The following is a 23,230-nucleotide window of genomic DNA, read 5'->3' on the forward strand; positions in this document are numbered from 1 at the left end:
AGCGAAAAAATTTATCTGTCACGCGACGTCCTGCCCTTGCGTCATGCGGTTAGAACCCCACGCCACGCTGATTTGCGGCATGAGGCCACTCTTTCACTGCGAGGAACGCATGCCCTTTCATCCCCCATTCCCCGGTTTCTCGGGGCTCGGCCTTGTGCCGACCGTCATCGAACAGTCCGGCCGCGGCGAGCGCGCCTATGACATCTATTCGCGCCTGCTACGCGAGCGCATCGTGTTTCTGGTCGGTCCGGTGAACGATCAATCGGCGAGCCTGATCGTCGCGCAGTTGCTGTTCCTCGAATCCGAAAACCCCGACAAGGACATCTCTTTCTACATCAACTCGCCTGGCGGCTCAGTCTACGACGGTATGGCGATCTACGACACGATGCAGTTTATCAAGCCCGAAGTGGCGACGCTGTGCACCGGCTTCGCGGCGAGCATGGGTTCGTTTCTTCTCGCGGCCGGCCAGCGCGGCAAGCGCTACGCGCTGCCGAACGCGCGGATCCTGATCCATCAGCCGTCCGGTGGCAGCCAGGGAACGGCCGCCGATATCGACATCCAGGCGCGCGAAGTGCTCTATCAGCGCCAACGGCTGAACTCGATACTTGCCGAGCGCACCGGGCAAAACATCGAAACGATCGCGAAAGACACGGATCGCGATAACTTCATGTCGGCCGCGGCGGCGAAGGAATATGGATTGATCGACGATGTGTTGAGTTCGCGGCATGCGCTGCCGGACTCAGCGGCTACGGCGATGTTGACTGGGCCGGCAACTTAAGACGACGCCGTGAAGTACCCCGCAGTTGCCATCAGAAGACGTGTGGCCCCCGGTATATTCAAAACACGCATCAATTGATTCAAATAAACAATTTGAATCATGCTGCGCTGCGGAATAGTATTCAGGGCAAAGAATCCGGCCAGATGGGAGTTACGATTCCGTCAGCCGCGACTCAATGTCCACCTATACCGGGAGCCACAACATGTCAGCCGAGATCGATCGTCGCACGGGACCCGCGGAGGCACCTCGTTCGCTCGTGAGGTTTGCCGTGGTCACCGTTCTGACGGGCGTGGGTGCTGGCATCGGCGGCATGGCGCTCGCGCTCCTGCTGCATGCAATCCAGCACGTCGCCTACGGCTACAGCGTGGCGCACGTGATCAGTACCGAAAGCTTCCTCGAAGGCGTGACCGACACGCTCCCGCTGCGACGTCTGCTCGTGCTCACGGTCTGTGGTTTGATTGCGGGTTTCGGATGGTGGGCGCTGTACCGTTTCGGCCGCCCGCTCGTCAGCATCCGCCAGGCGGTGAAAAGCGATAACCCGCGCATGCCGCGTGTCAGCACGACCATCCACGCACTGCTGCAGATCATCACCGTGGCAATGGGGTCGCCGCTCGGCCGCGAAGTTGCACCGCGCGAAATCGGCTCGGTGTGGGCCGCCTGGCTGGCGCAACGCGCCGGGCTTTCGGTAAGAGACCGGCAGATCATGGTGGCCTGTGGCGCCGGAGCCGGTCTCGCGGCGGTTTATAACGTGCCGCTCGGTGGCGCGGTGTTTGTGCTCGAAGTCCTGCTCTGCACGTTCGACTGGGCCGTTGTCGTGCCAGCTCTCGCCACCTCCGCGATTGCAGCAGTCGTCGCGTGGATCGGTCTGGGCAACGAGCACCAGTACCAGGTGCCGCAGTTCACACTGACCGCACAACTGATGGTGTGGTCAGTGGTATGCGGGCCGCTGTTCGGACTCGCAGCGTATGGCTTTACGCGTCTGACAAGCCGGGCACGCGCACTCGCACCGAAAGACTGGCGGCTGCCGGTTCTGACGATACTCAACTTCGCTGTGATCGGCTTGCTTGCAATGTCGTGGCCGCAACTGCTCGGTAACGGCAAAGGACCGGCGGGGCTCAGCTTCGACAGCCACCTCACAGTCGGGCTAGCGGCGATACTGCTCGTGCTGAAGGTCGTCATCACCAGCAGCAGTCTGCGCAGCGGCGCCGAAGGTGGTCTGCTTACACCTGGAATTGCCATCGGCGCACTGCTTGCACTGGTGATTGCCGGTTTGCTGAACCAGATCTGGCCTGGCATGCAACCGGGCGCATTCGCTATCGTTGGCGCGGCGGCGTTCCTTGCCGCGTCGATGCAGATGCCGATCACCGCGGTGGTTCTCATCCTCGAGTTCACGCGCGTCAATCACGATCTGCTGATTCCGATCCTGCTTGCAGTGGGCGGATCGGTCAGCACGCTCAAGCTGGCGGCACGCTGGTTTCCGTTGCCGTTCGTTCCGGCGAAAAGGCCGGTTGGAGCGGTCAGCATCGAACGCACGGCGTAACGATCGGCTTCGTCTTTCGATGCAGCGCTCGTAGGGCGCTCATCGCGCTGATTGCGACGTACAACACCTGACGTTCGCTCTTATTCCCCGTTGTCGTCGATATTTTCTGTGCACTCGTGCGGTCGCGCGATGCCAGCCTGCTCACGCACGGCATCGTTAAAGTTTTTTCTAATCGCGGGAATATCGGCGTGTGTGGTGAGGTTTACGGCTATGAACACAGCAGTCGTCTCTCACCACTCAGGAGTTCCAAATGAACAAACTCTCTCTCATCGCCGTGTCCTTCGTTGCCATCGCTTCGAGCGGCGTATTCACGAACGCTTTCGCACAGGAAAAGACCCGTGCCGAAGTCCGGCAGGAATTGATTCAGGCCGAAAACGACGGGCTGCGCTTCGTCACCGATGCGTCGTATCCCGACGTAAGTCCGATCTACGCGCATCAGGTCGCGCAGATGAAGGCGCAGGATACGAGCGGTGTCGGCGCGGCGGCGTCCGGTGCCAGCAATAGCGGTACGCGTGCTCCGATGAGCGGTGCGAATCACAGTGCGTCGTGTGTTGGACCCGTGAGCTTCTGCTCGCTGTATTTCGGCAGCTGATGCGCCTTTCAGGCACTCACTATGTTCAACAAAAAACGAAAGCTCCCACCTCGGGGAGCTTTCGCTGTCGCTACCTCATAGACTCGTTGAAACGTGATCTGCGCTCAATTCGGTAGCCGTCGCGGAAGCGCTGCAATGCGCGGCCCGCACGATCTCGCACTGCCGAGACATGCCGCGATCGCCTGTTCGCCGAACCACTTCTGCGTGTCGAGGTTGTAGTGCACGCTGCCATCCCCGCCACCGAGCGAGCCACCCTGGAAAATACCGAAGCCCGGTCCCTGGCCGTTCCAGTCGGGTGACTGCGACGCATCGACGAAACTGAAGACGCGTGCATCCGCATCGACAAAACCGCCGAACACCTTTTGCATCGACGCGAGCGCTGCGGGGTTATAAGGCGCGACACCATTGGTGACGTTGTCGTACGCAGTCGATAACGGCTTCACGATCATCACCGGAAACGCCGAACCTACCGACGCAAAAAAGCTGCTGAACAGATGAGCGTAGTTTTGCGGCGCACGACCGATCGTCGTCGCATTCCCGGCGGAGTTCAGCGGCGCAGCTTCCGCTTCCCACTGATTCCACTCGAGACCGAGAACGCGCGGCTTCTTGCCGGTCGCGAGAATCTGCTTCAGCCCGAGGTACATCATGCGGCGCGCAAACGGAGCAAGCGCCCAGGTCGGGGTTTTAGTCGCATCGAGCATCGGTTGCCAGAGATTGACGCCATGCACGGTCCAGTCGCAGCAACCGCTGAATGCATCGTCCGCGACGTCCACACCCTGGCTGCCCCAGCCGATATGAATGATGTACAGATCGGGCAGCGGCTCACCGGCGTTGATCGCCGACTGCCACGCATAAGCCGCGAAATTCGCGGCGTTTCCGCTGCCGCCGTAGTATCCGAGGTTCATGTCGGACGACGTGCTGTCGGTCCAGTTCACCCAGGACACGTGATCGATGGTGGAGATCGGTTGGGTGAACGAGGGTCCCGACCCATCGGCGTTGCCGGTGATATTCCCCCAGCCGTCATTGCGAATACCCCAAACATTGGGCGCGGACATTGCACCACTGCCGGCCCCCGGAGCCGCGGCACCGGTCAACACGAAACTGGCGGGCAGACCGTTCAGGCCCGCGCTATTGCTCTGTCCCATCACGAACAGCACCGCGACTTCGTCATGCCGGAAACGCGAGCCTTTTTGCCACGCTGCCGCTGTCGTTGCGGCGGTATCGGGCTGAGCAACCGTGTCGGCGGCGACGGATACCTGGACCGCGCTCGCAGCCAGTACCAGCGGCAGCGCAATCCGCATCAAGAGATTCTTCATGCCTGTCTCCATGGATCGTTATAGATCGCTATCTATGCGATGCCGCCGATACAACCCGGCAACCCGGCGGCATCGATTCGTCACACACCGTCTTACTGTTTGACTGCCTGGCCCAGGCCATCCAGATCGGGACCGTAGTTGCCGGGTATCGTGGAGAACTTGATCGTGTTGCTCGTGCCGGCTTTCAGCGGCACCACGACCTGAACGCTCGACAGGATCGGGAAGTCCCAGGTGCCTTCACCCGGAAACTGCACGGCAACCGCCGGCCCGTTGTTCACGCTCACATTCAACGCGCGAGGCGCACCGCCACCGTCGTCCGCGCTGATGTACACGACGGGAACCGCGTACTGTCCATCGGCGGCAGCAACGACGTTGTTGAACTGCAGGCTCGAATCCGAGTTGGTGAGATTGCCGATCTTCTCGTTACCGCTGCAGATGTTGCACTCCGCCACCGACGCGTCCTGGACGGTATTGGCCGGGTCTGCTGCCGCATAGATGACCGGCGGCAATGCAGGTTGCGGACCGGCGATCAACGTCACCTTGCCGACAGTCGGTGCGTGACGGCCCGGGTTGGGGAGCACGAACGTCAACTTGTTGCTGCCCGGCTGGAACGGCATGTACAGCGTGATTCTGCCTTGCGCGTTTCCGCTGGTAACGGGAAGCGTAATCGTCGTGAGGACGCTTTCGTTGAGGATCAGCGGCACCTTCAGCGCGGATTTCCCTGTGTTCTGGTAGTCGACGTCGATGTACCCGCCGTTGGTCGCGTTCAACGTATAGCGTGCTACGCCGGCTTCGTGCTTCTCGGGTGTGGCCGGCTCGACTTTCGTTGCATCGTCTGTACCGGCGATCGTCAGCATGACGGAGCCGCCCGCGGGTACATTGGCGACCGTGTAGCTGGACGCATGCGAACCGAGATCCTGGTGTGCCCAGATGTCGCGGACACTGGCTGAAGCACTGGGGCTCAGCCCGAGGTCTGCCCAGTTCACCGTGATCGCTGCCGCGGTCCCCGTCGTGTTGAGCAGGACCACCGCACGACGACCCTGGCCGGACAGCAGCTTGGCCCACACACCCAGACCGTCGCGCGGCTCTGCTACGCGAATTGCCTGCATACCGCGTACGTCCTGATCGACGGCCAGCACTTCGGGGTTGGTCAGCGTCGCCATCGTTGCTGCGCTAACCGGCGTCGTCAGGTCGAGACCCAGGATAAGCGGCGCACCCGAAATCGCCCACAAGCTCATGTGCGTTTGATCCTGCGCAGCCGTCAGACCGAACCCGGCAAGCATCATGTCCGCATCGTTATAGACGCCCGTGTGCTGCGCCTCCGGAAACAGATTGCCGTAGAAATTCTGGTTCACGATCCGGGAGAAATCGGGCGTGCTTTGATGGCCCGGTGTGCCCGTGTCGTACGTGATGTCCTCAGTGCTTCTCCACAGATCCGACACCTGGCCCCAGTCATACGAACGGCCCGTCTTGTCGACGTGGAAACTGTTCGGATTGATGCTGTAGACAATCGGTCGATTCTTCGCAGCCCCCGCGCTGTTCAGTGCATCGCGCATCATCTGGAAACCCGCGACCTGATCGTCGACCGTGCCGTCCGGCGAACACCAGTCGTACTTCACGTAGTCGACGTCCCATGAGGCGAACGTGTTGGCATCCTGCACTTCGTGCCCAAGACTGCCCATCGGGGTTGTGTGTCCTGGGTACAGGTTATTGCGCTGGGCACAGGTTTCGGCCGCGGGTACTTCGTAGATGCCGAACTTCAGGCCGCGAGCGTGCACATAGGCAGCCAGCGCCTTGATGCCGCTCGGGAACTTGACGGGGTCGGCGACCAGGTTGCCCTGCGCGTCGCGCGATGGCGCGAACCAGCAATCGTCGACGTTGATATAGCTGTAGCCCGCTTTCTTCAGCGCGCCATCTTTCTTCAAACCATCGGAGATCACATCCGCGGCTGTCTTCACCAGATCTTCGGTGACGGTGCAGCCATACGCATTCCACGATGCCCAGCCCATCGGCGGCAATGCGATCGTGCTTTGCGCCGGTGCGCCTCCTCGTTGCGAGAGCGCATCTGCGGCCGATGCAGCCGATGTGGCCGTGTTAGCCACGGCCTTCAGGGCGCTTGCCGCCTCGGTGGAATTCTGGTCGCCGCCGCAGGCGACCAGGCCGAAGACCATCAAGACGCTCACGAAAAGCAGATACACCTGCGTGCGACTCAGGGTTTTCATGATTTTCCTTGGTTGAATGAAACCGGGGGCTTCCCGGTAAGCACCGATACAATGTTTTGCTGCGGGCCTTGCGGCCCGTTAGTGGTTCACTAGTGGTTCACGAAAGCGGTCGCAGGTTGCCGTCGAATGTTGCCGTGCCGTTTTCTCGCACCGTTACGGCTCGCACCACGCTGCCGTATTGCAAGGTGGTTCGTGTGCCACCCACGCTGGTGAGCTTGACCGACGACAGCGCGCCGCGACTCCACTTCAGATCCAGCGAGAAGCCGCCTTTCGCGCGCAACCCGGTGACGTGCCCCGTGCCCCATTGCGATGGAAGCGCGGGCAGCACCGTGATGCGATCCATCCTGCTTTGCAGCAGCATTTCCAGAATCGCTGCCGGCCCGCCGAAGTTCGCATCGATCTGGAACGCCGACGAGTTGCTCGACAGCGCGTACGCATCGAACATGTTGGCAAACGTGCCGTCGATCCCGTCGTTGCCCTCCGAATAACGCAGCAACTTCGGGATCATCGAATAGCTGGTTGCGCCATCGTGGAAATGCGCCCAGCACGCGATGCGCCACGCGAGCGCCCAACCGAACGAATCGAAACCGCGTGCGGTGAGCAGTGCCTTCACACCGGCGACGAGCTTCGGATCGCTATCGAGCGTGATCCGCTCGCCTTCGAACCAGCCGATCAGCGGCGAGAGATGGCGATGCCCCACCTCGCCGACGATGCTGTCGTCCATCCACTCCTGTAGCTGCCCGGTCGTCGGGCTTACCTTCGGCAGATAGAGTTGCGATTTCAGACCCGCGATGGTTTGCGCGAAGCTCGCATCCTTGCCGAGCAGTCCGCTGGCTGTCCCGTAGTTGGTGAACAGATCCCAGACGAGTTCCTGCGCAAACGTGATGCCGAGCTGCTGGTGCGGCCCCTGCTCCGGCGACCAGTCCTTGTCGTCGACGAGCAGGCCCGATACCGGGTCCCTGATCAGACGCGCCTGCCAGAATTCACAGGCCGACTTCATGACCGGATAGATCCTCGCGAGATACGCCTTGTCGAGCGTGTACTGGTAGTGATTCCACAGCGTGCGGCAATACCAGGCGCTCGCAGGCGGACTCCAGTCCCAGCCAACCGAACCGTAAATGCCCGTCGAAATCGCCACGGTCCAGCCCGCCACCTTGCCGTCCGAATTGCTGTAATTCACGTTCGCGGCATCGTTGAAATGATTCAGGGTGTTTTGCTGCCACGACGGCAACTGTCCGGTGACGTAATCGACGAACGGTTGCTGGCACTCCGGCAAGCCGGCGCGATCGGCCAGCCAGTAATTCATCTCGATGTTGATGTCGGTGTGGTAATCGGCCATCCACGGCGGGTTGTTCGTGGTGCTCCACAAGCCTTGCAGATTCGCAGGCAGCGAGCCGCGCGACGATGAGATCGTGAGGTAGCGTCCGAACTGCACATACATCGCTTCGAGTTCGGGATCGGCCACGGTGGGGTTAGCCTGACGCGCCACCAGGCGCTCCGGAATCGTCAACGCTCTTTGCGCATCGGTCGATCTGCCGAGATTGAGGTCCATGCGTCCGAACAGCGCGCGGTAGTCCCGCACGTGACGCTCGAGCAGGTCGCGGTAACGCCTGCCCGCTGCGCTTTTCACATCGGCGATTACGGTGTCGCGCGGACTGACACCGTTCAGGTAATTGTCGACGTAACGCCCGTTGTAGTCGGTGCGGGCCGCCACGATGATCGTGAGCGCCGGGCAACCCTGGAGTGTGATCTGCGCAGTGGCCGCATTGAGCGTCGCAGTACCCGCATCCGGCACGACGGCCATGTAGGTTGAGTACAGTTCGCCGCTGCCACTCACCGCACCGGAGAACGACAGCGCCTGGTTCGATTCGCCGACAGTCTGCGTGCCCTGTCCGTCAACAAGGGAAATCGTGCCGTTATACGTGCCGCCATGAGACGCGAGACGAATCACGATCACGTTGTCGGGAAAGCTGCTGAAGATCTCGCGGCTATAGCTCCTGCCGCCGACGCTGTACTGCGTACGCACGATCGAATTGCTGATGTCGAGCGAACGCTGGTAGTTCGTCGCACCGGCGTGACCGGGCAAATCGACGTAGAGCTTGCCGAGCGTCAGGTAGCTGCCCATTCCCGTCGTCGTGTAGGCGAGATCGACGACGTTCTTGCTGCCCGACCACAACGTGATTTCGTTCAGGTAGAGCGCTTCGCGGTCGCTGGCGCCGCCCGACATCGCACCCAGACGTCCGTTGCCGACCGGCAAGCCCTGAAACTGGATGCTCGATTCGACCGCAGGCGTGTCGTAGTTGAACAGCAGCGCCTGATCGGGGGATACAAGCGATGAATCTGACGATATTGAAAGGGAAGCTGAATCGGTGGGGAATGCTGAGGGATCACCGGTTGTACCGGATGGAGAGCTGGTGGCAGCGCCGGCATGTCCGGCAACCGGGATGATGGCAGCCGCGCCCCCTAACTTCAGCAGCTTGCGCCGCTTTTGATTGACCAAAATTTTCATCATGTCTCCTGGTAAGATTTATGCTGAATCCACCTATGAATATTTCGTTCAAATATGCACGGGTAAGGTTTGGTCAGACATTAGGTTTTTCCCCTGGAACAGCATTGCAAATAGTGGGATTATTTGAGGCCAACTCGTGCGATATTCAGGTCGTTTTTTAGATTTAAATTAGTTAAACGAATCTTTTATCGCGAGGCCACGTCTCGATATTTTCGGTCGACCGATGTCGGATTTGAGGATCGCTTTAGATTTCCAGCTTATCCAATACATATGGATTACTGATTTATTATTCCCGTCAGCCAGGTTGACGGTGTTTTTATCTTCAATGCGTGGATTGGCCTGTTCGCGGAGAGCGAAACTGCCCTGTGTCCGATCCCTTTCGCATCAGAAAAGCGACCCTGCGAGTGTGCAGTCAGCCGGAGCGCCGCACGCGTGCGGCGATGCGCGCCGCAAGAATACCGCCTAGTGCTCCACCGAGATGGCTCTGCCAGGAAATGCCCGGCGTGAGCGGCAACACGCCGGACAGCACGCTAACGCCATAAACGCCCGCGACAAACAGCGCGACCACAATAGAAAGGACGCTGTGCGTATACCACCCGCGTGCGACGAGGTAACCGGCGTAGCCAAACACGAGCCCGCTCGCGCCGATATGCACCGTGTCCGGTGCGCCGAGCAGCCACGCAGTCGCGCCGGCGCCGAGCATACCGGCGAGTGTCGCTTGCCAGAACTCCGCGATGCGAGGCCACATGCAAAGCCAGCCGAGCACGACGAGGGCGCCCGTGTTCGCCATCAGGTGCGCGAGGTTGGCATGCAACCACGGTGCGAACAGAATGCCGACGAGACCGCGAAATGTGCGAGGCACGACACCATACTGTGCCAGGTTCAGAAACGGCAAAGCCGCCGAGACCGCCCAGACCATCCACATGGAGCCGACAAAGCAGACGAGGAGTACCGCACGCGGTTTAAGCGAGGCAATGGAGACCGTTGTGTTCGAACGGGGTGCTGTGACTCTCGTCATGGCTCGGTGGTCCTGAATCTTCTGTGTTTCATTACCGGGGTTTTGTAGAAACTCCTGCGCCAGATAATACTCAAAAAATCTCCTTCCGGCGGCCACAAATGATGCACTCGAAACGGCTGAAACCCTTCCACTATGACGTCGCTAACACCGCAATGCGATAACCCTCGTCATCTCAAAATTAGCTTGTTATCCGATTAGGCTTTTAGCTCCAAACGGCGGTAAAAACTCGTGCTGTGTGCTTAAATGAGTAAGCCAGTGGCGGTAGAGAAATATTAAATATGCTTGATAAATAGGATTCCAAAACTACGAGGAGACGAGCGATGGCGCCCCCCGATTTCTGACGCAACACCTGTCGTACCCCACAGCACGACTGAGTCAATCCCGAGCACACCCAATCCAGCAGGTTATCTCCGGCTACCCGGATCGGCCTGCTTATGTCGGCGACGCCCGTACCCAAGCTATCGCGATAACGGATGCGTGGGGGCGGACCACGAAAAGATCGCCGGCTCCATCCAGGAGAGTCATCGTATGGGCCTGAAACTTCGCTTACTCGCAGCCGTTGCGGCAGCGGTGACAACGACGCTGGCGGTTGCGGCTCCGGTTACCGTAGCCGCAACCGATCCGTTCTATACCTACACCGGCAGCACACCGCTATCTTCGATCCCGCTGGGTACCGTGCTCAAGACGCGGACCGTGCCCTATCACGTCGCGGGAATTGCGACGCCGGTCACGGCACAGCAACTGCTGTACCGCACGAACAACGCGCAGAACCAGCCCGTCGTCAACGTGACGTCGGTTATCCAGAGCCCGGCCAGCAACGGCCAGGCAATCTCCTACCAGTCGGCCTACGACTCGTTGAATCCCTACGATGAACCGTCGAAGGTCATCGCTGGAGATCAGGACATCAGCAAGATCATCAATCTGGGAAGCTTCATCTACAGTGCGGAATCCATTCCGCTCGCCCTGCTGCTGCAGCTCGGCTACAACCTGATCGTGCCCGACACAGAAGGTCAGACTGCGGACTTCGCAGCCGGCCCGGAATACGGCATGACGACCCTCGATTCGATTCGCGCTGCGATCAACACACCTTCCACCGGCCTGAGCCCTGCTACGAAGGTTGCGATCATTGGCTACTCGGGTGGAGCGATCGGTACCAACTGGGCCGCGCAGCTTGCGCCAACCTACGCGCCCGATATCAACAAGCTGCTCGTCGGTGCCGCGGAAGGCGGAATACTGGTCGATCCCGCCCACAACCTCCACTACGTGAATGGCAGCATAGTCTGGGGTGGCGTTGCGCCGGCGGCGCTCGTCGGTCTGGGACGCGCGTACAACATCGACTTCACGCCCTATCTCAACGATCAGGGGCTGGCGGTGTTCAACGATATCCAGAACCAGTCGCTGGCCTACATCCTGCCGAAGTACCTCGGGCTACAGTGGGCGACGTTGCTCAAGCCGCAGTACGCCAACGACATCAACAGCATTCCGGCCTACGTGAAGTACGCCAACGTCGTGAACGCCGGGCTCGCTGGATCGCCGACGATTCCGATGTACATGAGTCAAGGTTATCTGGGCATTCTCAACGGTTCGAATCCCTTGCAGTTCGGCGACGGCGTCATGCTTGCCACCGATGTGCGCGCGCTGGCGCAAAAGTTCTGTGCGAGCGGCACACCTGTCGTGTACACCGAATATCCGCTCGAACACGCGGCTACTGCTGCCGTGTGGGCAGTGGGGATGTTGCCGTGGCTGTACGATCGTTTCGCGGGGAAAACGGCGCCGAGCAACTGCTGGATCACGAGCCTGCTGCCGAGCAGCTCGCTAGCGCCTGAGACGGTTCACTAGGCTTGGCTGACGTCTTCACACAAGACGTCAATGCTCGTTGCTCGAGGCCATCGGTCAGGTGCCGATGGCCAGTCAACGCATTTCGCTACGCTTCAGTGAGGCAATCGATCAACGTCCGGTGCTCCGCATAGTCCGGCATGGTCGCGGGCCAGGTGATCCAGTAGGTGCCATCCATCGCGAGCGCGTTCGACGTCAGGCGCTTGAGGCGACCTGCAGCAAGCGCCGACTGACACAGCGGCAGTGAGCCGAGCAGTACGCCTGCGCCGGCTTCGGCAGCATGCAGCGCCAGCACGAACGTATCGAATCGCAGCGACGGCACAGGGGGCAACTGCGTTCCGTTGACTGCACACCAGTCGCGCCAGCCCACCCGAGGCCCGGAAGTCGCGATAAGCGGCAGGTGTTCCCAGCCGCGTTTTTTCTTTCCAGTCAGCGCCGGAGCAGCAAGCGGTGCAAGTTCTTCCCTGAAGAGCCGCTTCGCGCGACGTTCGGGCCACACGCCGTCACCGAAACGAATCTCGAAGTCCGCCTCCGCAAGGCCATAGTCGGGAAGCCGCTGTACGGTTTCAAACGTCAGCTGGACATTGGGCAGTGCGGCAGTAATCGCCGGCAGTCGCGGCGCGATCCAGAGCGTAATCACCGACGCGGAAGCCGCGATGGTAATTTTCTGTCGCGGCGACTCGAACAGATTAACGGTGCTGCCCAGCAACTGACCGAACGCCACCTGGATGTGCGGCAGCCACGCCTCGCCTTGCATCGACAGCACAACTCCGCGAGCCCGCCGGTCGAACAACGGCGCGCCGAGTCGCGCCTCGAGATTCTTGATGCGCTGACTGACGGCCGCCTGTGTCAAACCCAGTTCGTTGGCCGCTGCCGTAAAGCTTCCGAGGCGTCCGGCCGCCTCGAACACGCGAACCCATTCGAGAGGCGGAAGACCCGTAGTCGGCTTGTTCATGAGTGGCTCGCAACCGTGAAGTCGTGTTAGCCCGGTACGTTACATGAAAAGGTCGTTCGCACCGAGCAGCGCGGTCAAGGATAGATCCGGCTCTTCGCCACCGCAGGTGTGCGACTCATTTGATGTTCGCGCCGACGACCTGATCCCAGCGCTTCGTGATGATCGCGTTGAACGCATCCTGCTGGTCAAGGGTCGGGAATACCGCTTTTTCATATGCGGCCGCAGGAGGCAGTTTCGCCATCATATCGGCGGGAATCTTGTGGGTCGCCGTCAGGTCCTTGAAGCGAATCGGATGGCAATAGCCGCTCAACCACGTCAACTGGCCCTTGTCGGAATAGAGGTATTCCATCCAGAGCTTCGCGGCATTCGGATGCGGCGCATAGGCGCTGATCGCCTGCGCATACATGCCTGCAACGACGCCAGTCTTCGGCACGACGACCTGCACTTTCGGATTACCCTTCAGCGAGTCCCGATCGGCAAGCGCGTTGTAGTCCCAGCGAATCAGAATCGGCGTCGTGCCTTGCGCGAGCGTCGATTCCTTGCCGATCACCGGAACGAAGTTGCCGGATTTGTTCAACTCCGCGAAGTATTGCAGGCCCGCGTCGCCGGCCTTTGCGACGTCGCCGTGCGCGCGCGACAGGCCCGCAGCGAATACGCCCAGAATCGCCTGATTGGACACGCGCGCATCGCCTGCCAGCGACACCGAACTGGCGTAATCGGATTTCTGCAGATCGGCCCAGTCAGTGGGAATCTTGCTGACGAGATCGGCGTTCACCTCGAACGAAAGCACACCGTAGTAATCGCCGTACCAGTAGCCATCGGCATCCTTTGCCTCGGTGGGAATGGTGTTCCACGTCGCCACCTTGTACGGAGCGAGCAGACCCTCCGCTTTCGCTTTGGGTGCGAAGGACAGGCCGACGTCGATGGCGTCCGGCGCTTGCGGCCCGCTGTTGCCTTTGTTCGCGCGAATCGCTTCGACTTCGTCGCCCGACCCTGCGTCGGGATTCAACACGCTGACCTTGAGTCCGTACTTCGCCTTGAAGTCGTCGACCAGCTGGCCGTAGTTGCACCAGTCACGCGGCAGTCCCATCAAGGTCAGTTGACCTTCTGCCTTTGCGGCAGCGATCAACTGCGCCGAAGGTTCGGCCCACGCCGCGTTCATGCCGAGCAGATTCACCATACCAAGCGCCGGGAGACCGGCGGCAGCGAATTTCAGATAATTCATCCAATAATTTTTCATGATTTTTCTCCAAAACACCGATTCAGGTTGAATTGCAGGGATACTAGATATGGACAGATTTAACGGACGAGCACTGGCCTGTCAGTCATCTGGCTATTCGATCCAAAAATATCTGACGAGAACGACAATCCAATGCGCTGCGCCTCAAGCGGAACGGCTGCTATCGAAGCACAGGGGCGCGGCATACGATCGCTACAAGGCCTCTACAGCACGTTGGGTTCGCATCGATAGAACACGAAAAATTCGTGCTCCAATGGGTGTCAATAAACATTCCGACATTTACAGGGAATATCAAATATATTATTCATGCCTCATGTCAGTCCAATGACATCGAATAGATTTCTATTATTATTTTATAAATTAAAATATATAAACGCAATTACCCAATCGATTCCGAATCAAACGAAATCAATTGGGTTTTATCTTCCACCACCGGCCGCGTTCACCTCATACAATGCGCGTCCACGAGCCGTTGCACCAATGGCGCGTAGTGCGCGAAGTCGGGCGTGCTCGCACCGGTAACCTTCCCCGCATCGTCCGCCAGGCGAACCTTGATTACATCCTCGAGATTCGGGTTCTGGCTAAAGCGTGCTACCTGCTCATCCGTCATCGGACCGCCCTGAAGCCGTAGCGAATGCACGGATGCCGGCGACAGTTTCGCGAAGTAACCGGGATCGACGGCACAGAGATAACGTTTCGCGGCGACATGCAGACGAACGCAATCGGTCACGGCGCGAGGAAAGAATTGCTCGACCGCGACGGCGCCAGCCGCATCGTGATAGTTGTCCTTCGTGTCGCTCATCGAGAACGCGCCGAATTCGCTCGTGAAATGGCCGATGTCATGCAGGAGCGCCGCCACGATCACCGTATCGCTTTCGCCGTTCTGTTCGACGAGATGCGCAGCCTGGAGCATATGCTCGGCCATCGTCACACCTTCACCGAGGTATTCCTCGCCGCCGCGTCGCGCGAAAATATCGCCGATAAACGCAACGATGTTGTCGGCATCCAGCGTCTGTTTGATCGCAGTCGTCATCACGCGTGCTCCCGTTGTTTCTCGATGACGGCCAGCTTCGACAGCAACCCGTCCTTGTCGGCATAACATCCTTGCAGCCAACGGGAGCCCTCGCCGGAATAACCGCGACGCGCATGCAGAACGCGCGTGTTATCGACGATGAAGGATTCGCCTGGTTGCAGCTTGAAAGCCACCTGCATGTCGTGTGAATCGATCAGCTCGCCCATGCGGCGATACGCGCGGTAGTAATCGTCCATATCGTCATAAGGCACATCGACGATGGCGCTGGCCGACCGGTTGTTGAAACGCACACCGACGAGTTCGCCGTCGGGCATCAACTCGATCATCGGACGACGCGAACGCAGATGAACACCGGCACTGCCGATGTATTCGAAACGTGCGCAGTAGCGCGTCAGCAGATCGAAACCTCGTGGGCTTTCCTGCTGCAAACGCTCAGCGACGCGAAATCCGTCTACCACCATGTTCTCGCCGCCGGTCGCCGAGTTTTCGAGGCAGTAGAGCACTTGTAGCGTCGGCACCGGATCGCGATAGGGGTTGTCGGTATGCGCCTGCAGACCCAGCCCCGTGAACGCGAGATTGTTCGGGTTAACTTCCGTCCGCACCTCGAAGATCTTGCCGTAGTTGGTTTCGCGGACGTAGCCGAACAGGTCGACGACTTCGAGGAGCGCTCCGGGCTTCACCTGGCCGCCTGCCAGCTTGGCAAAACCGTAACGGCGGATATCGTAGAGCCAGTCGCCGAGTGCGTCCTCGCTGCGGCTAACCGCTGTGAAATCGCCGCACGGAACGTTCTGGGCGAGGCCCGCATCCCACGTTTCGATTTCCGTAGCGGTCCAGCCCGGTGCCTGGGGACGCAGCCCGTCGTACGCATGTCCGGCAAGCCACTGGATGTCGTAAGCAATCTCCTGATTGCCTGGCCGGAAGGTCACCCAGACGGTCTTCCCGTCAATCGAAGCGGAGGCAACCCGTGTGTCCGGCGAAATATCGCCGAGCGTAATCAGCCGCTGACCGTTGCCCTGCGCCCGGGTCGATGCATCGCTTGCGTTGTCTCGCAGCCATATGGCGTGAAAGCGCCGCTCGATGCCGTCGCTAAACCTCACAGCTAGCGCTTTCCCGTCGTCCAGAATGCTCGTCGTTTCCACGTTCTTGCCCGTCGTCTGAGTCGTCACAGGCCGTATTTCATACCCGTTCCGATCCAGCGACAAACAATCGATCTTGGGGACGAGACCCCGAAATGGTTATGGCTCGTGGACAGCAAACAACAACAAATAATGCGAGCGCCAGAAAGCAGAAAGCCCTCACGAATGAGGGCTTTCGTTCTTACTGCGTGTCCAGCTTTATTGCACGTTCGAGCGCTACATCGTCACGCTACAACCGCACCCTGCTTACGCAAAATTCTTCGCTGCAAAGTCCCAGTTCACGACGTTCCAGAACGCCTCGACAAACTTCGGACGAGCATTGCGATAGTCGATGTAGTACGCGTGCTCCCATACGTCGATCGTCAGCAGCGCTTTCGCGTCGGTAGTGAGCGGCGTAGCGGCGTTGCTCGTCGACACGAGGTCGAGCGAACCGTCTGCCTTCTTCACGAGCCATGCCCAGCCCGAGCCGAACGTGCCGATGGCGGTCTTCGTGAACGCTTCCTTGAATGCGTCGTAGGAACCCCACTTGGCATTGATCGCGTCACCCAGCGCGCCCGACGGTGCACCGCCACCTTGCGGCGACAGGCTGTTCCAGAAGAACGTGTGATTCCAGATCTGTGCGGAGTTATTGAAGATGCCGCCCGACGACTTCTTCACGATATCTTCCAGCGACAGGTTCTCGAACTCGGTACCCGGAATCAGATTGTTCAGGTTGGTCACATAGGTCTGATGATGCTTGCCGTAGTGGAACTGAATTGTTTCTAGCGAGATGTGCGGTGCGAGGGCGTCTTCGGCGTACGGAAGCGGCGGGAGGGTATGTGCCATGATGCTTTCCTTCTATCTGTTTGTGGGGGGAGTTCGCGGATGACGCTGTAGAGCACTCGATTGTAGGCGACTTGGAATAACCCCGCAAACCAGCGGCCTTTATGATCGGCATCGCGCGGATGCGGCATGCAACGTGCTGCGTAAGCGCCGTAATGAATGCCCACACAGCGATGCAGCGAGGTCAAAAGTGCGGCAGATGAAAGCGTCGTCAGAAACCATCGGTAAGACGTGGCTGCACATCGGCGAGAGCAATGTCAGCCGTACCGTCGGCGAGATGCACCGTGAAGCGCCGGCCGGGCTTCAATGCTGAAGGCGCGCGCACGGCGCGTCCGCTTTGCCCGTCGAGCAGCGCCGCATAGCCACGCTCGAGCGTGCGTTGCGGGCTCAGCACATCGAGCCGTGCAGCGAGCGTGGCCACGCGTGCCGTGTGCCGTTCATGCTGCCGTAACAATGCATCGTCGAGCCGCTGCGTGAGCCGTTGCAGCGTCGCGCGATGGGTGGCCGTATCGGGACGCCAGCGTTGCCAGCGCATCTGTAGCAGCGCAAAACGCGCTTGTGCATCGCGCACGGGTCGTGCGCCTGCCGAAGCCAGACGTACCCCAAGTTGCTGCAGGTGTGTCCGTTGCCGCGCGAGCCGTTCCGCCGGCGAAACGAGTCGCCGCGACAGCCAGTCGAGTTGCTGCGCGCGACGCTCCATCGTGCGATCGAAGCTGCGCGCCAGCGCCTCATGCCGCTGGCCGAGATCGCGCAGCAACAGCGCGCGCTGCGGGCTGACGAGTTCGGCGGCACCGGTCGGCGTTGGAGCGCGCAGATCGGCGGCGAAATCGGCGATCGTGAAATCGGTTTCGTGTCCGACGCCGCTCACCACCGGCAGCTCGCTCGCGGCTATCGCGCGCGCCAGGACTTCTTCGTTGAACGCCCACAGGTCTTCGATCGAGCCGCCCCCGCGACAGACGATCAACACGTCCACTTCGCGTCGCGCGTTCGCTGCCTCGACCATCGATGCAAGCTTCGCACTCGCTCCCACGCCTTGCACCGGTGCGGGATACACGATCACCGGCACGTGCGGCGCGCGTCGTGTGAGCGTCGTCAGCACGTCGCGCAAGGCGGCGGCCTGCAGGGACGTGACGATACCGATCGCACGAGGATGCGCAGGCAACGCGCGTTTGCGACTCGCATCGAAGAGCCCTTCCGACTCGAGTTGCGCCTTCAGACGCAGGAACGCTTCGTAGAGCCGTCCCTGCCCCGTGCGACGCACCGCCTCCACGTTCAGTTGCAGTTCGCCGCGCGGTTCGTACATCGTGACGAGCGCGCGGACTTCGATGCGGTCGCCTTCGCGCGGGGTGAATTCGGCATGCTGTGCACGGCCGCGGAACATCACGCAGCGCATCTGCGCCTGGGCATCCTTGATCGAGAAGTACCAGTGGCCGCTCGCGGCGCGCGTGAAATTCGACACCTCGCCCGACACCCAGACGAGCGGAAACGAGCGTTCGAGCATCGTGCCGATCGCGCGATTGAGCATCGACACCGGCACGACCGCATCGCCGCCAGCGGGCAGCGACGATGAAAAGGAACTATCGGAATTCATGCGAGGAATGATCAGAGGAAAAGCCAAAAGGAGCGTTCGGACAGCCGACAGACGATAGTCCGGGCGGCCCGCGCCGTCCAGCCCTGCCGCATAAAATGCCGCAAGTGTCCACACGGCGAACCGGCTGCGCAAAGCACGGACCCGACACCGCGCAAACGCTCATGAGTTCGTGGCATCTATTTGATTTGCATGGGTTTTTTATCTATCTATCATGCATTGAAGTCGATCCGGGGCTTTCTGCGCGGCCTTTCCCGGGTGTCACAGGGCGACTTCTCCACAAAGTTATCCACAGGCGGGCTACGTGTGCTCAATGCAAACCCGTGGTGGCAGCCCGGCCCGCGCGACTTGCCGCATACGACGCCCGCGCGCTAGAGTGCCGGGTCCCGGACGTTCCACGCGGATGCCGGGCGGGCGGCGAACAACACCTGTGGCATGCGCACTCGCTGCCCGCGCTTTTCGTAGCAAACCGCTTGTGTCTTTTTTCATCCTGTTTTTGATCCTGATTGCCTGGAGAATCGCGTCGATGTCTTATCTGTGGATCGCGTCATCCATGCCCGCGATGTGTGCGCCGCACATCGCACTGCTCCCGCCTGCCCCTCGATGAGCGGATTGAAAGCCCGTATCGAAGCGCGCCTCGCGCGCGAATGGCAACAACGCGGCCCGCTCGCCTGGGCGCTCACACCGTTCGCCTGTCTGTTCGGCGCGATTGCCGGCGCACGACGTGCGACGTTCTCGCTCGGCTGGCGCAAAGCGGTCCGCGTCGGCGTGCCGGTCGTCGTGGTCGGCAACGTCACCGTGGGCGGAACCGGCAAGACGCCGACCGTAATCGCACTCGTCGATGCACTGCGTGCCGCCGGCTTTGTGCCCGGCGTCGTGTCGCGCGGCTACGGCGCGAGAATCAAGGAACCGACGCAGGTCACACCGGCATCGCTCGCCACCGATGCCGGCGATGAACCGCTGCTGATCGCCCGCCGCACCGGCGCACCGGTGTGGGTCTGTCCCGACCGCGTCGCTGCCGCGCTGGCGCTATGCGCGGCGCACCCCGATGTCGACGTGATCGTCAGCGACGACGGCCTGCAGCACTATCGTCTGGCGCGCGATGTCGAGCTGGTCGTGTTCGATCACCGGCTTGGCGGCAATGGCTTTCTGTTGCCCGCCGGTCCGCTGCGCGAACCGTTGTCGCGCAGGCGCGATGCGACGCTGATCAACAACCCTTACGAACGCGCGTTGCCGCCATGGCCGAATACATGGCCGCTCGTGCTCACACCCGGCGATGCATGGCATCTCGACAGTCCCGAACTGCGCCGTCCGCTCGCGCAGTTCGCCGGCAACCGCGTGCTGGCCGCCGCGGGAATCGGTGCGCCCGAGCGCTTCTTCGCGACGCTGCGGGCCGCCGGTCTTACACCGGCCACGCGCGCGCTGCCCGATCACTATGCGTTCAGCAGCAACCCGTTCGTCGACGCCGATGCCGACTCAATCCTGATCACCGAAAAGGATGCGGTAAAATTGGCAGCCTGGCGCGATGCGCGGATCTGGGTTGTTCCAGTCGAAGCCGCGCTCGATCATCGCCTCATCGCTCTGGTTGTGGAGAAACTCCGTGGACGCTCGCCTGCTTGAAATTCTTGTCTGCCCGATCTGCAAGGGCCCGCTCAGCTACGATCGTGCCGCGCAGGAGCTCGTTTGCCACGCAGACAAGCTCGCGTATCCGATCCGCGACGGCATCCCGGTCATGCTCGTCGACGAAGCGCGTCAGACTGTCGAAGGTACGCCCGTCGAGCCGCTTCAACCGGGCGCCGGCACCTGAGTCGTGTCACTCGCCGGGCGCGGGTGTGAGGTCACACCGGCCTCGCATCGACAGCCTCACACCCGCCTGCCGGCATAGCACTTCACCGTTCAGCCGCTGCGTTTCCTGCGGCTTCCGTTTCCGGTCCTTTCCGCCGCCCTCCTCGCGATGCCCAACGCTACCTCTACGCCGCCCTTCATTGCCGTCGTCCCCGCGCGACTTGCGTCGACGCGTCTGCCTAACAAGCCGCTCGCGGACATCGGCGGCAAACCGATGGTCGTGCGCGTGGCCGAACGCGCACGCGAAGCGGGCGCGCAACAGGTGCTGATCGCGTCCGACGCCCAGGAGGTACTCGATGCCGCGTATGCCCACGGCATCGAAGCGGTGCTTACACGCGCCGATCATCCGTCCGGCACCGATCGTCTTGCGGAAGTCGCCACGCGGTTCGGCTGGAGCGACGACACGATCATCGTCAACGTGCAGGGCGACGAACCGCTGATCGATCCCGCGCTGGTGCGCGGTGTGGCTTCGCATCTCGCCGCGAGTGACGGCTGCGCGATCGCGACGGCCGCGCATCCGATTCACGATCCTGCTGAAATCTTCAGCCCCCACGTCGTCAAGGTCGTGCCCGATGCGCGTGGCGTGGCACTGTACTTCTCGCGCGCACCGATCCCGTGGGCACGCGACGCGTGGCAATCGCACTGGCCCGATCTCTCGGCAATGCCCGCGCCGCCTGCGCCGGCTGTGGTCTACCGGCATATCGGGTTGTATGCGTATCGCGCGAAATTCCTGCGCACCTACCCGTCGCTCACGCTATCGCCGATCGAACAGGTCGAAGCGCTCGAACAGTTGCGCGCGATGTGGCACGGCGAACGGATCGCGGTGCTGATCACGCAGGACGTACCGCTGCCGGGCGTCGACACCCCGGCCGACCTGGCCCGCGTACGCGAGCTATTCGCCTCGGGCGCCGAAAAACCCATGGCATAATCGGGCGGTTGCGCGACCCATCCGGTAATCGTCGTTCGTTCGGCTTTCGCACTACCTGCTGTACCGTGCCCCGTCTTGCAGCGCCGCCCGTTTCACACGAAGCGATGCGTGCTGCGCGAGACGTGCCGTTAACCGTTCGATAAAAGCCCAATGCCGCTTGCCCCGCAATTCACGAACAAAACGAGCGGATGCGCTCAAGCCGCTCAAGCCGCTCAAGCGATAGGCCGCATAGAATTCACATAGATCTGGAGATATCAAATGCGTTTGATCCTGTTGGGCGCTCCCGGTGCGGGCAAGGGAACCCAGGCCACCTTCATCAAGGAAAAATTCGGCATTCCGCAAATTTCCACCGGCGATATGCTGCGCGCCGCCGTGAAGGCCGGTTCGCCGCTCGGTGTCGAAGCGAAGCGCTTCATGGATGCCGGCGAACTCGTGTCGGACGAACTCATCATCAATCTCGTCAAGGAACGTCTGCTCGAGCCGGACTGCGTGAACGGCTATCTGTTCGATGGTTTTCCGCGCACGTTGCGGCAAGCCGAAGCGATGAAAGACGCCGGCGTCGCAATCGACTACGTGCTGGAAATCGACGTGCCGTTCGACGAGATCATCGTGCGCATGAGCGGACGTCGCTCGCATGCCGCATCGGGGCGCACATATCACGTCAAGTTCAATCCGCCGAAAGTCGAGAACGTCGACGACATTACCGGCGAACCGCTGATCCAGCGCGAGGACGACAAGGAAGAGACCGTGCGCAAGCGGCTCGACGTGTACGTCGCACAAACCCGTCCGCTGATCGACTACTACAACGGCTGGGCGCAGCGCGGCGCCGAGAGCGGTCTGAATGCGCCGGCGTATCGCCGGATCTCCGGGCTCGGTAGCGTCGACGACATCCGTACGCGCGTCTTCGACGCGCTGAAATAACGCGGCGGCCGCGCATCGAGCGGCTGTCGCGCGTGCGCCGCCGGCTTCGTGCCCGCGGCGTTTTTTCTTTGAGGTGCTGGTGTGAGGTCACGGCAAACGTCGCTGCCGCATGCCGGCAGCAGGCCACGAGCCCCCTCATACGACTGCCCATGAGGCATATACAAAGGAGAGAGCAAGATGGAGATTCGTGACAACGTATTCCTGATCACCGGCGGTGCATCGGGCCTCGGCGCGGCAACGGCGCGCCTGTTCGTCGCACAGGGCGGCAAGGTCGTGCTCGCCGATCTGAACGAAGCGGCAGGTACCGCGCTCGCCCAGGAACTCGGCGGTGTGTTCGTCAAATGCGACGTGACCCGCGAAGACGACGCGATCCAGGCGGTCGAAGCCGCGACGAAGCTCGGCACCCTACGCGGCCTCGTCAATTGCGCGGGTGTCGCACCGGCGGTGAAGACCGTCGGCAAGGACGGTCCGCATCCGCTCGACTCGTTCTCGCGCACCATTGCGATCAACCTGATCGGCACGTTCAACACGACGCGGCTCGCGGCTGCGGCGATGTCGAAGAACGAACCGAACGCCAATGGCGAACGCGGTGTGGTTGTGAACACGGCATCGGTGGCGGCATTCGACGGGCAGATCGGGCAAGCGGCGTATGCGGCATCGAAGGCGGGTGTGGCAGGCATGACGCTGCCGCTCGCACGCGACCTCGCGCGCAACGCGATCCGCGTGATGACGATTGCGCCAGGCATCTTCGAAACGCCGATGCTGCTCGGCATGCCGCAGGAAGTGCAGGATGCGCTCGGCGCGATGGTGCCGTTTCCTTCGCGTCTCGGCAAACCGGATGAGTACGCGATGCTCGTCAAGCAGATCTTCGACAATCCGATGCTGAATGGCGAAGTGATCCGCCTCGACGGCGCGATCCGGATGCAACCGAAGTAACTGACGCACGTGCGC

19 protein-coding genes are annotated in these 23,230 nt (G+C 61.1%); 9 read left to right on the forward strand and 10 right to left on the reverse strand.

Annotated features, from left to right (window positions below):
- Positions 1-109: 109 nt before the first annotated feature.
- The 3 genes from clpP (at position 110) to M0D65_RS06610 (ending at position 2,910) form a co-directional block, all read left to right on the forward strand.
- Complete coding sequence (clpP, locus tag M0D65_RS06600) at positions 110-778, forward strand: ATP-dependent Clp endopeptidase proteolytic subunit ClpP (protein ID WP_266251944.1); 669 nt, start codon at positions 110-112, stop codon at positions 776-778.
- A 202-nt stretch (positions 779-980) separates the two neighbouring features.
- The gene (locus M0D65_RS06605) at positions 981-2,318 is read left to right on the forward strand and encodes a chloride channel protein (RefSeq protein ID WP_266251945.1); all 1,338 of its coding nucleotides are present in this window, start codon (positions 981-983) and stop codon (positions 2,316-2,318) included.
- A gap of 250 nt (positions 2,319-2,568) precedes the next feature.
- Positions 2,569-2,910 carry a DUF4148 domain-containing protein gene (locus M0D65_RS06610; RefSeq protein WP_266251946.1) on the forward strand — a complete coding sequence of 114 codons (342 nt, stop codon included), beginning with the start codon at positions 2,569-2,571 and terminating at the stop codon, positions 2,908-2,910.
- A 104-nt stretch (positions 2,911-3,014) separates the two neighbouring features.
- Here the strand turns inward: M0D65_RS06610 and M0D65_RS06615 are convergent, their stop codons facing one another.
- The 4 genes from M0D65_RS06615 to M0D65_RS06630 all read right to left on the reverse strand — a co-directional run bounded on the left by M0D65_RS06615 (position 3,015) and on the right by M0D65_RS06630 (position 9,975).
- The gene (locus M0D65_RS06615; protein WP_266251947.1) at positions 3,015-4,226 is read right to left on the reverse strand and encodes a hypothetical protein; all 1,212 of its coding nucleotides are present in this window, start codon (positions 4,224-4,226) and stop codon (positions 3,015-3,017) included.
- 92 nt (positions 4,227-4,318) lie between these two features.
- The gene (locus M0D65_RS06620; protein ID WP_266251948.1) at positions 4,319-6,448 is read right to left on the reverse strand and encodes an alpha-galactosidase; all 2,130 of its coding nucleotides are present in this window, start codon (positions 6,446-6,448) and stop codon (positions 4,319-4,321) included.
- A 97-nt stretch (positions 6,449-6,545) separates the two neighbouring features.
- On the reverse strand, positions 6,546-8,960 hold the full coding sequence (locus M0D65_RS06625; RefSeq protein WP_266251949.1) for a glycoside hydrolase family 95 protein: 2,415 nt from the start codon (positions 8,958-8,960) through the stop codon (positions 6,546-6,548).
- A gap of 409 nt (positions 8,961-9,369) precedes the next feature.
- A complete protein-coding gene (locus M0D65_RS06630; protein ID WP_266251950.1) occupies positions 9,370-9,975 on the reverse strand; it encodes a rhomboid family intramembrane serine protease in 606 nt (201 codons plus the stop codon).
- A gap of 528 nt (positions 9,976-10,503) precedes the next feature.
- Between M0D65_RS06630 and M0D65_RS06635 the strand changes: the two genes are divergently transcribed.
- Positions 10,504-11,814 (forward strand): lipase family protein, encoded by a 1,311-nt coding sequence (locus M0D65_RS06635; RefSeq protein WP_266251951.1) that lies wholly within the window; start codon positions 10,504-10,506, stop codon positions 11,812-11,814.
- Positions 11,815-11,899: 85 nt separating this feature from the next.
- Here the strand turns inward: M0D65_RS06635 and M0D65_RS06640 are convergent, their stop codons facing one another.
- The 6 genes from M0D65_RS06640 to xseA all read right to left on the reverse strand — a co-directional run bounded on the left by M0D65_RS06640 (position 11,900) and on the right by xseA (position 18,588).
- The gene (locus M0D65_RS06640; RefSeq protein ID WP_266251952.1) at positions 11,900-12,766 is read right to left on the reverse strand and encodes a LysR substrate-binding domain-containing protein; all 867 of its coding nucleotides are present in this window, start codon (positions 12,764-12,766) and stop codon (positions 11,900-11,902) included.
- A gap of 115 nt (positions 12,767-12,881) precedes the next feature.
- On the reverse strand, positions 12,882-13,946 hold the full coding sequence (locus M0D65_RS06645) for an ABC transporter substrate-binding protein (RefSeq protein WP_266252042.1): 1,065 nt from the start codon (positions 13,944-13,946) through the stop codon (positions 12,882-12,884).
- A 502-nt stretch (positions 13,947-14,448) separates the two neighbouring features.
- Positions 14,449-15,039, reverse strand: coding sequence for an HD domain-containing protein (locus tag M0D65_RS06650; RefSeq protein ID WP_266251953.1), 591 nt, complete (start codon positions 15,037-15,039; stop codon positions 14,449-14,451).
- Positions 15,039-16,205, reverse strand: coding sequence for a gamma-butyrobetaine dioxygenase (locus M0D65_RS06655; protein ID WP_266251954.1), 1,167 nt, complete (start codon positions 16,203-16,205; stop codon positions 15,039-15,041). The genes M0D65_RS06650 and M0D65_RS06655 overlap by 1 nt, the downstream gene beginning before the upstream one ends.
- Before the next feature lie 216 nt (positions 16,206-16,421).
- Entirely contained in the window at positions 16,422-17,000 is a 579-nt protein-coding gene (gene sodB / locus M0D65_RS06660) for a superoxide dismutase [Fe] (RefSeq protein ID WP_266251955.1), read from the reverse strand.
- A 208-nt stretch (positions 17,001-17,208) separates the two neighbouring features.
- Positions 17,209-18,588, reverse strand: coding sequence for an exodeoxyribonuclease VII large subunit (gene xseA, locus M0D65_RS06665; RefSeq protein ID WP_266251956.1), 1,380 nt, complete (start codon positions 18,586-18,588; stop codon positions 17,209-17,211).
- Positions 18,589-19,188: 600 nt separating this feature from the next.
- Here xseA and lpxK point away from each other — a divergent pair.
- The 5 genes from lpxK to M0D65_RS06690 all read left to right on the forward strand — a co-directional run bounded on the left by lpxK (position 19,189) and on the right by M0D65_RS06690 (position 23,215).
- Positions 19,189-20,205 (forward strand): tetraacyldisaccharide 4'-kinase, encoded by a 1,017-nt coding sequence (lpxK, locus tag M0D65_RS06670; protein ID WP_266251957.1) that lies wholly within the window; start codon positions 19,189-19,191, stop codon positions 20,203-20,205.
- Entirely contained in the window at positions 20,186-20,392 is a 207-nt protein-coding gene (locus M0D65_RS06675) for a Trm112 family protein (protein WP_091011206.1), read from the forward strand. Before lpxK ends, M0D65_RS06675 begins: the two co-directional genes overlap by 20 nt.
- Before the next feature lie 147 nt (positions 20,393-20,539).
- Positions 20,540-21,358 (forward strand): 3-deoxy-manno-octulosonate cytidylyltransferase, encoded by an 819-nt coding sequence (gene kdsB / locus M0D65_RS06680; protein ID WP_266251958.1) that lies wholly within the window; start codon positions 20,540-20,542, stop codon positions 21,356-21,358.
- Positions 21,359-21,616: 258 nt separating this feature from the next.
- Positions 21,617-22,279: an adenylate kinase gene (gene adk / locus M0D65_RS06685; RefSeq protein WP_091011204.1), complete on the forward strand. Its 663-nt coding sequence runs from the start codon at positions 21,617-21,619 to the stop codon at positions 22,277-22,279.
- 177 nt (positions 22,280-22,456) lie between these two features.
- Positions 22,457-23,215, forward strand: coding sequence for a 3-hydroxyacyl-CoA dehydrogenase (locus tag M0D65_RS06690; RefSeq protein ID WP_091011203.1), 759 nt, complete (start codon positions 22,457-22,459; stop codon positions 23,213-23,215).
- The last annotated feature ends 15 nt before the right edge of the window (positions 23,216-23,230 follow it).

Origin of the sequence: Paraburkholderia sp. CHISQ3, from assembly GCF_030464945.1 — a bacterium.
GTDB lineage: Bacteria > Pseudomonadota > Gammaproteobacteria > Burkholderiales > Burkholderiaceae > Paraburkholderia > Paraburkholderia megapolitana.

What these genes read in the sequence shown, in the direction of transcription:
- M0D65_RS06635 (WP_266251951.1), top strand. Translation starts at nt 10,504, where the DNA reads ATGGGCCTGAAACTTCGCTTACTCGCAGCCGTTGCGGCAGCGGTGACA.
- M0D65_RS06645 (WP_266252042.1), bottom strand. Translation starts at nt 13,946, where the DNA reads ATGGTGAATCTGCTCGGCATGAACGCGGCGTGGGCCGAACCTTCGGCG.
- M0D65_RS06640 (WP_266251952.1), bottom strand. Translation starts at nt 12,766, where the DNA reads ATGAACAAGCCGACTACGGGTCTTCCGCCTCTCGAATGGGTTCGCGTG.
- M0D65_RS06650 (WP_266251953.1), bottom strand. Translation starts at nt 15,039, where the DNA reads ATGACGACTGCGATCAAACAGACGCTGGATGCCGACAACATCGTTGCG.
- M0D65_RS06605 (WP_266251945.1), top strand. Translation starts at nt 981, where the DNA reads ATGTCAGCCGAGATCGATCGTCGCACGGGACCCGCGGAGGCACCTCGT.
- M0D65_RS06690 (WP_091011203.1), top strand. Translation starts at nt 22,457, where the DNA reads ATGGAGATTCGTGACAACGTATTCCTGATCACCGGCGGTGCATCGGGC.
- clpP (WP_266251944.1), top strand. Translation starts at nt 110, where the DNA reads ATGCCCTTTCATCCCCCATTCCCCGGTTTCTCGGGGCTCGGCCTTGTG.
- M0D65_RS06620 (WP_266251948.1), bottom strand. Translation starts at nt 6,448, where the DNA reads ATGAAAACCCTGAGTCGCACGCAGGTGTATCTGCTTTTCGTGAGCGTC.
- M0D65_RS06615 (WP_266251947.1), bottom strand. Translation starts at nt 4,226, where the DNA reads ATGAAGAATCTCTTGATGCGGATTGCGCTGCCGCTGGTACTGGCTGCG.
- xseA (WP_266251956.1), bottom strand. Translation starts at nt 18,588, where the DNA reads ATGAATTCCGATAGTTCCTTTTCATCGTCGCTGCCCGCTGGCGGCGAT.
- kdsB (WP_266251958.1), top strand. Translation starts at nt 20,540, where the DNA reads ATGCCCAACGCTACCTCTACGCCGCCCTTCATTGCCGTCGTCCCCGCG.
- lpxK (WP_266251957.1), top strand. Translation starts at nt 19,189, where the DNA reads ATGAGCGGATTGAAAGCCCGTATCGAAGCGCGCCTCGCGCGCGAATGG.
- sodB (WP_266251955.1), bottom strand. Translation starts at nt 17,000, where the DNA reads ATGGCACATACCCTCCCGCCGCTTCCGTACGCCGAAGACGCCCTCGCA.
- M0D65_RS06610 (WP_266251946.1), top strand. Translation starts at nt 2,569, where the DNA reads ATGAACAAACTCTCTCTCATCGCCGTGTCCTTCGTTGCCATCGCTTCG.
- M0D65_RS06630 (WP_266251950.1), bottom strand. Translation starts at nt 9,975, where the DNA reads ATGACGAGAGTCACAGCACCCCGTTCGAACACAACGGTCTCCATTGCC.
- adk (WP_091011204.1), top strand. Translation starts at nt 21,617, where the DNA reads ATGCGTTTGATCCTGTTGGGCGCTCCCGGTGCGGGCAAGGGAACCCAG.
- M0D65_RS06625 (WP_266251949.1), bottom strand. Translation starts at nt 8,960, where the DNA reads ATGATGAAAATTTTGGTCAATCAAAAGCGGCGCAAGCTGCTGAAGTTA.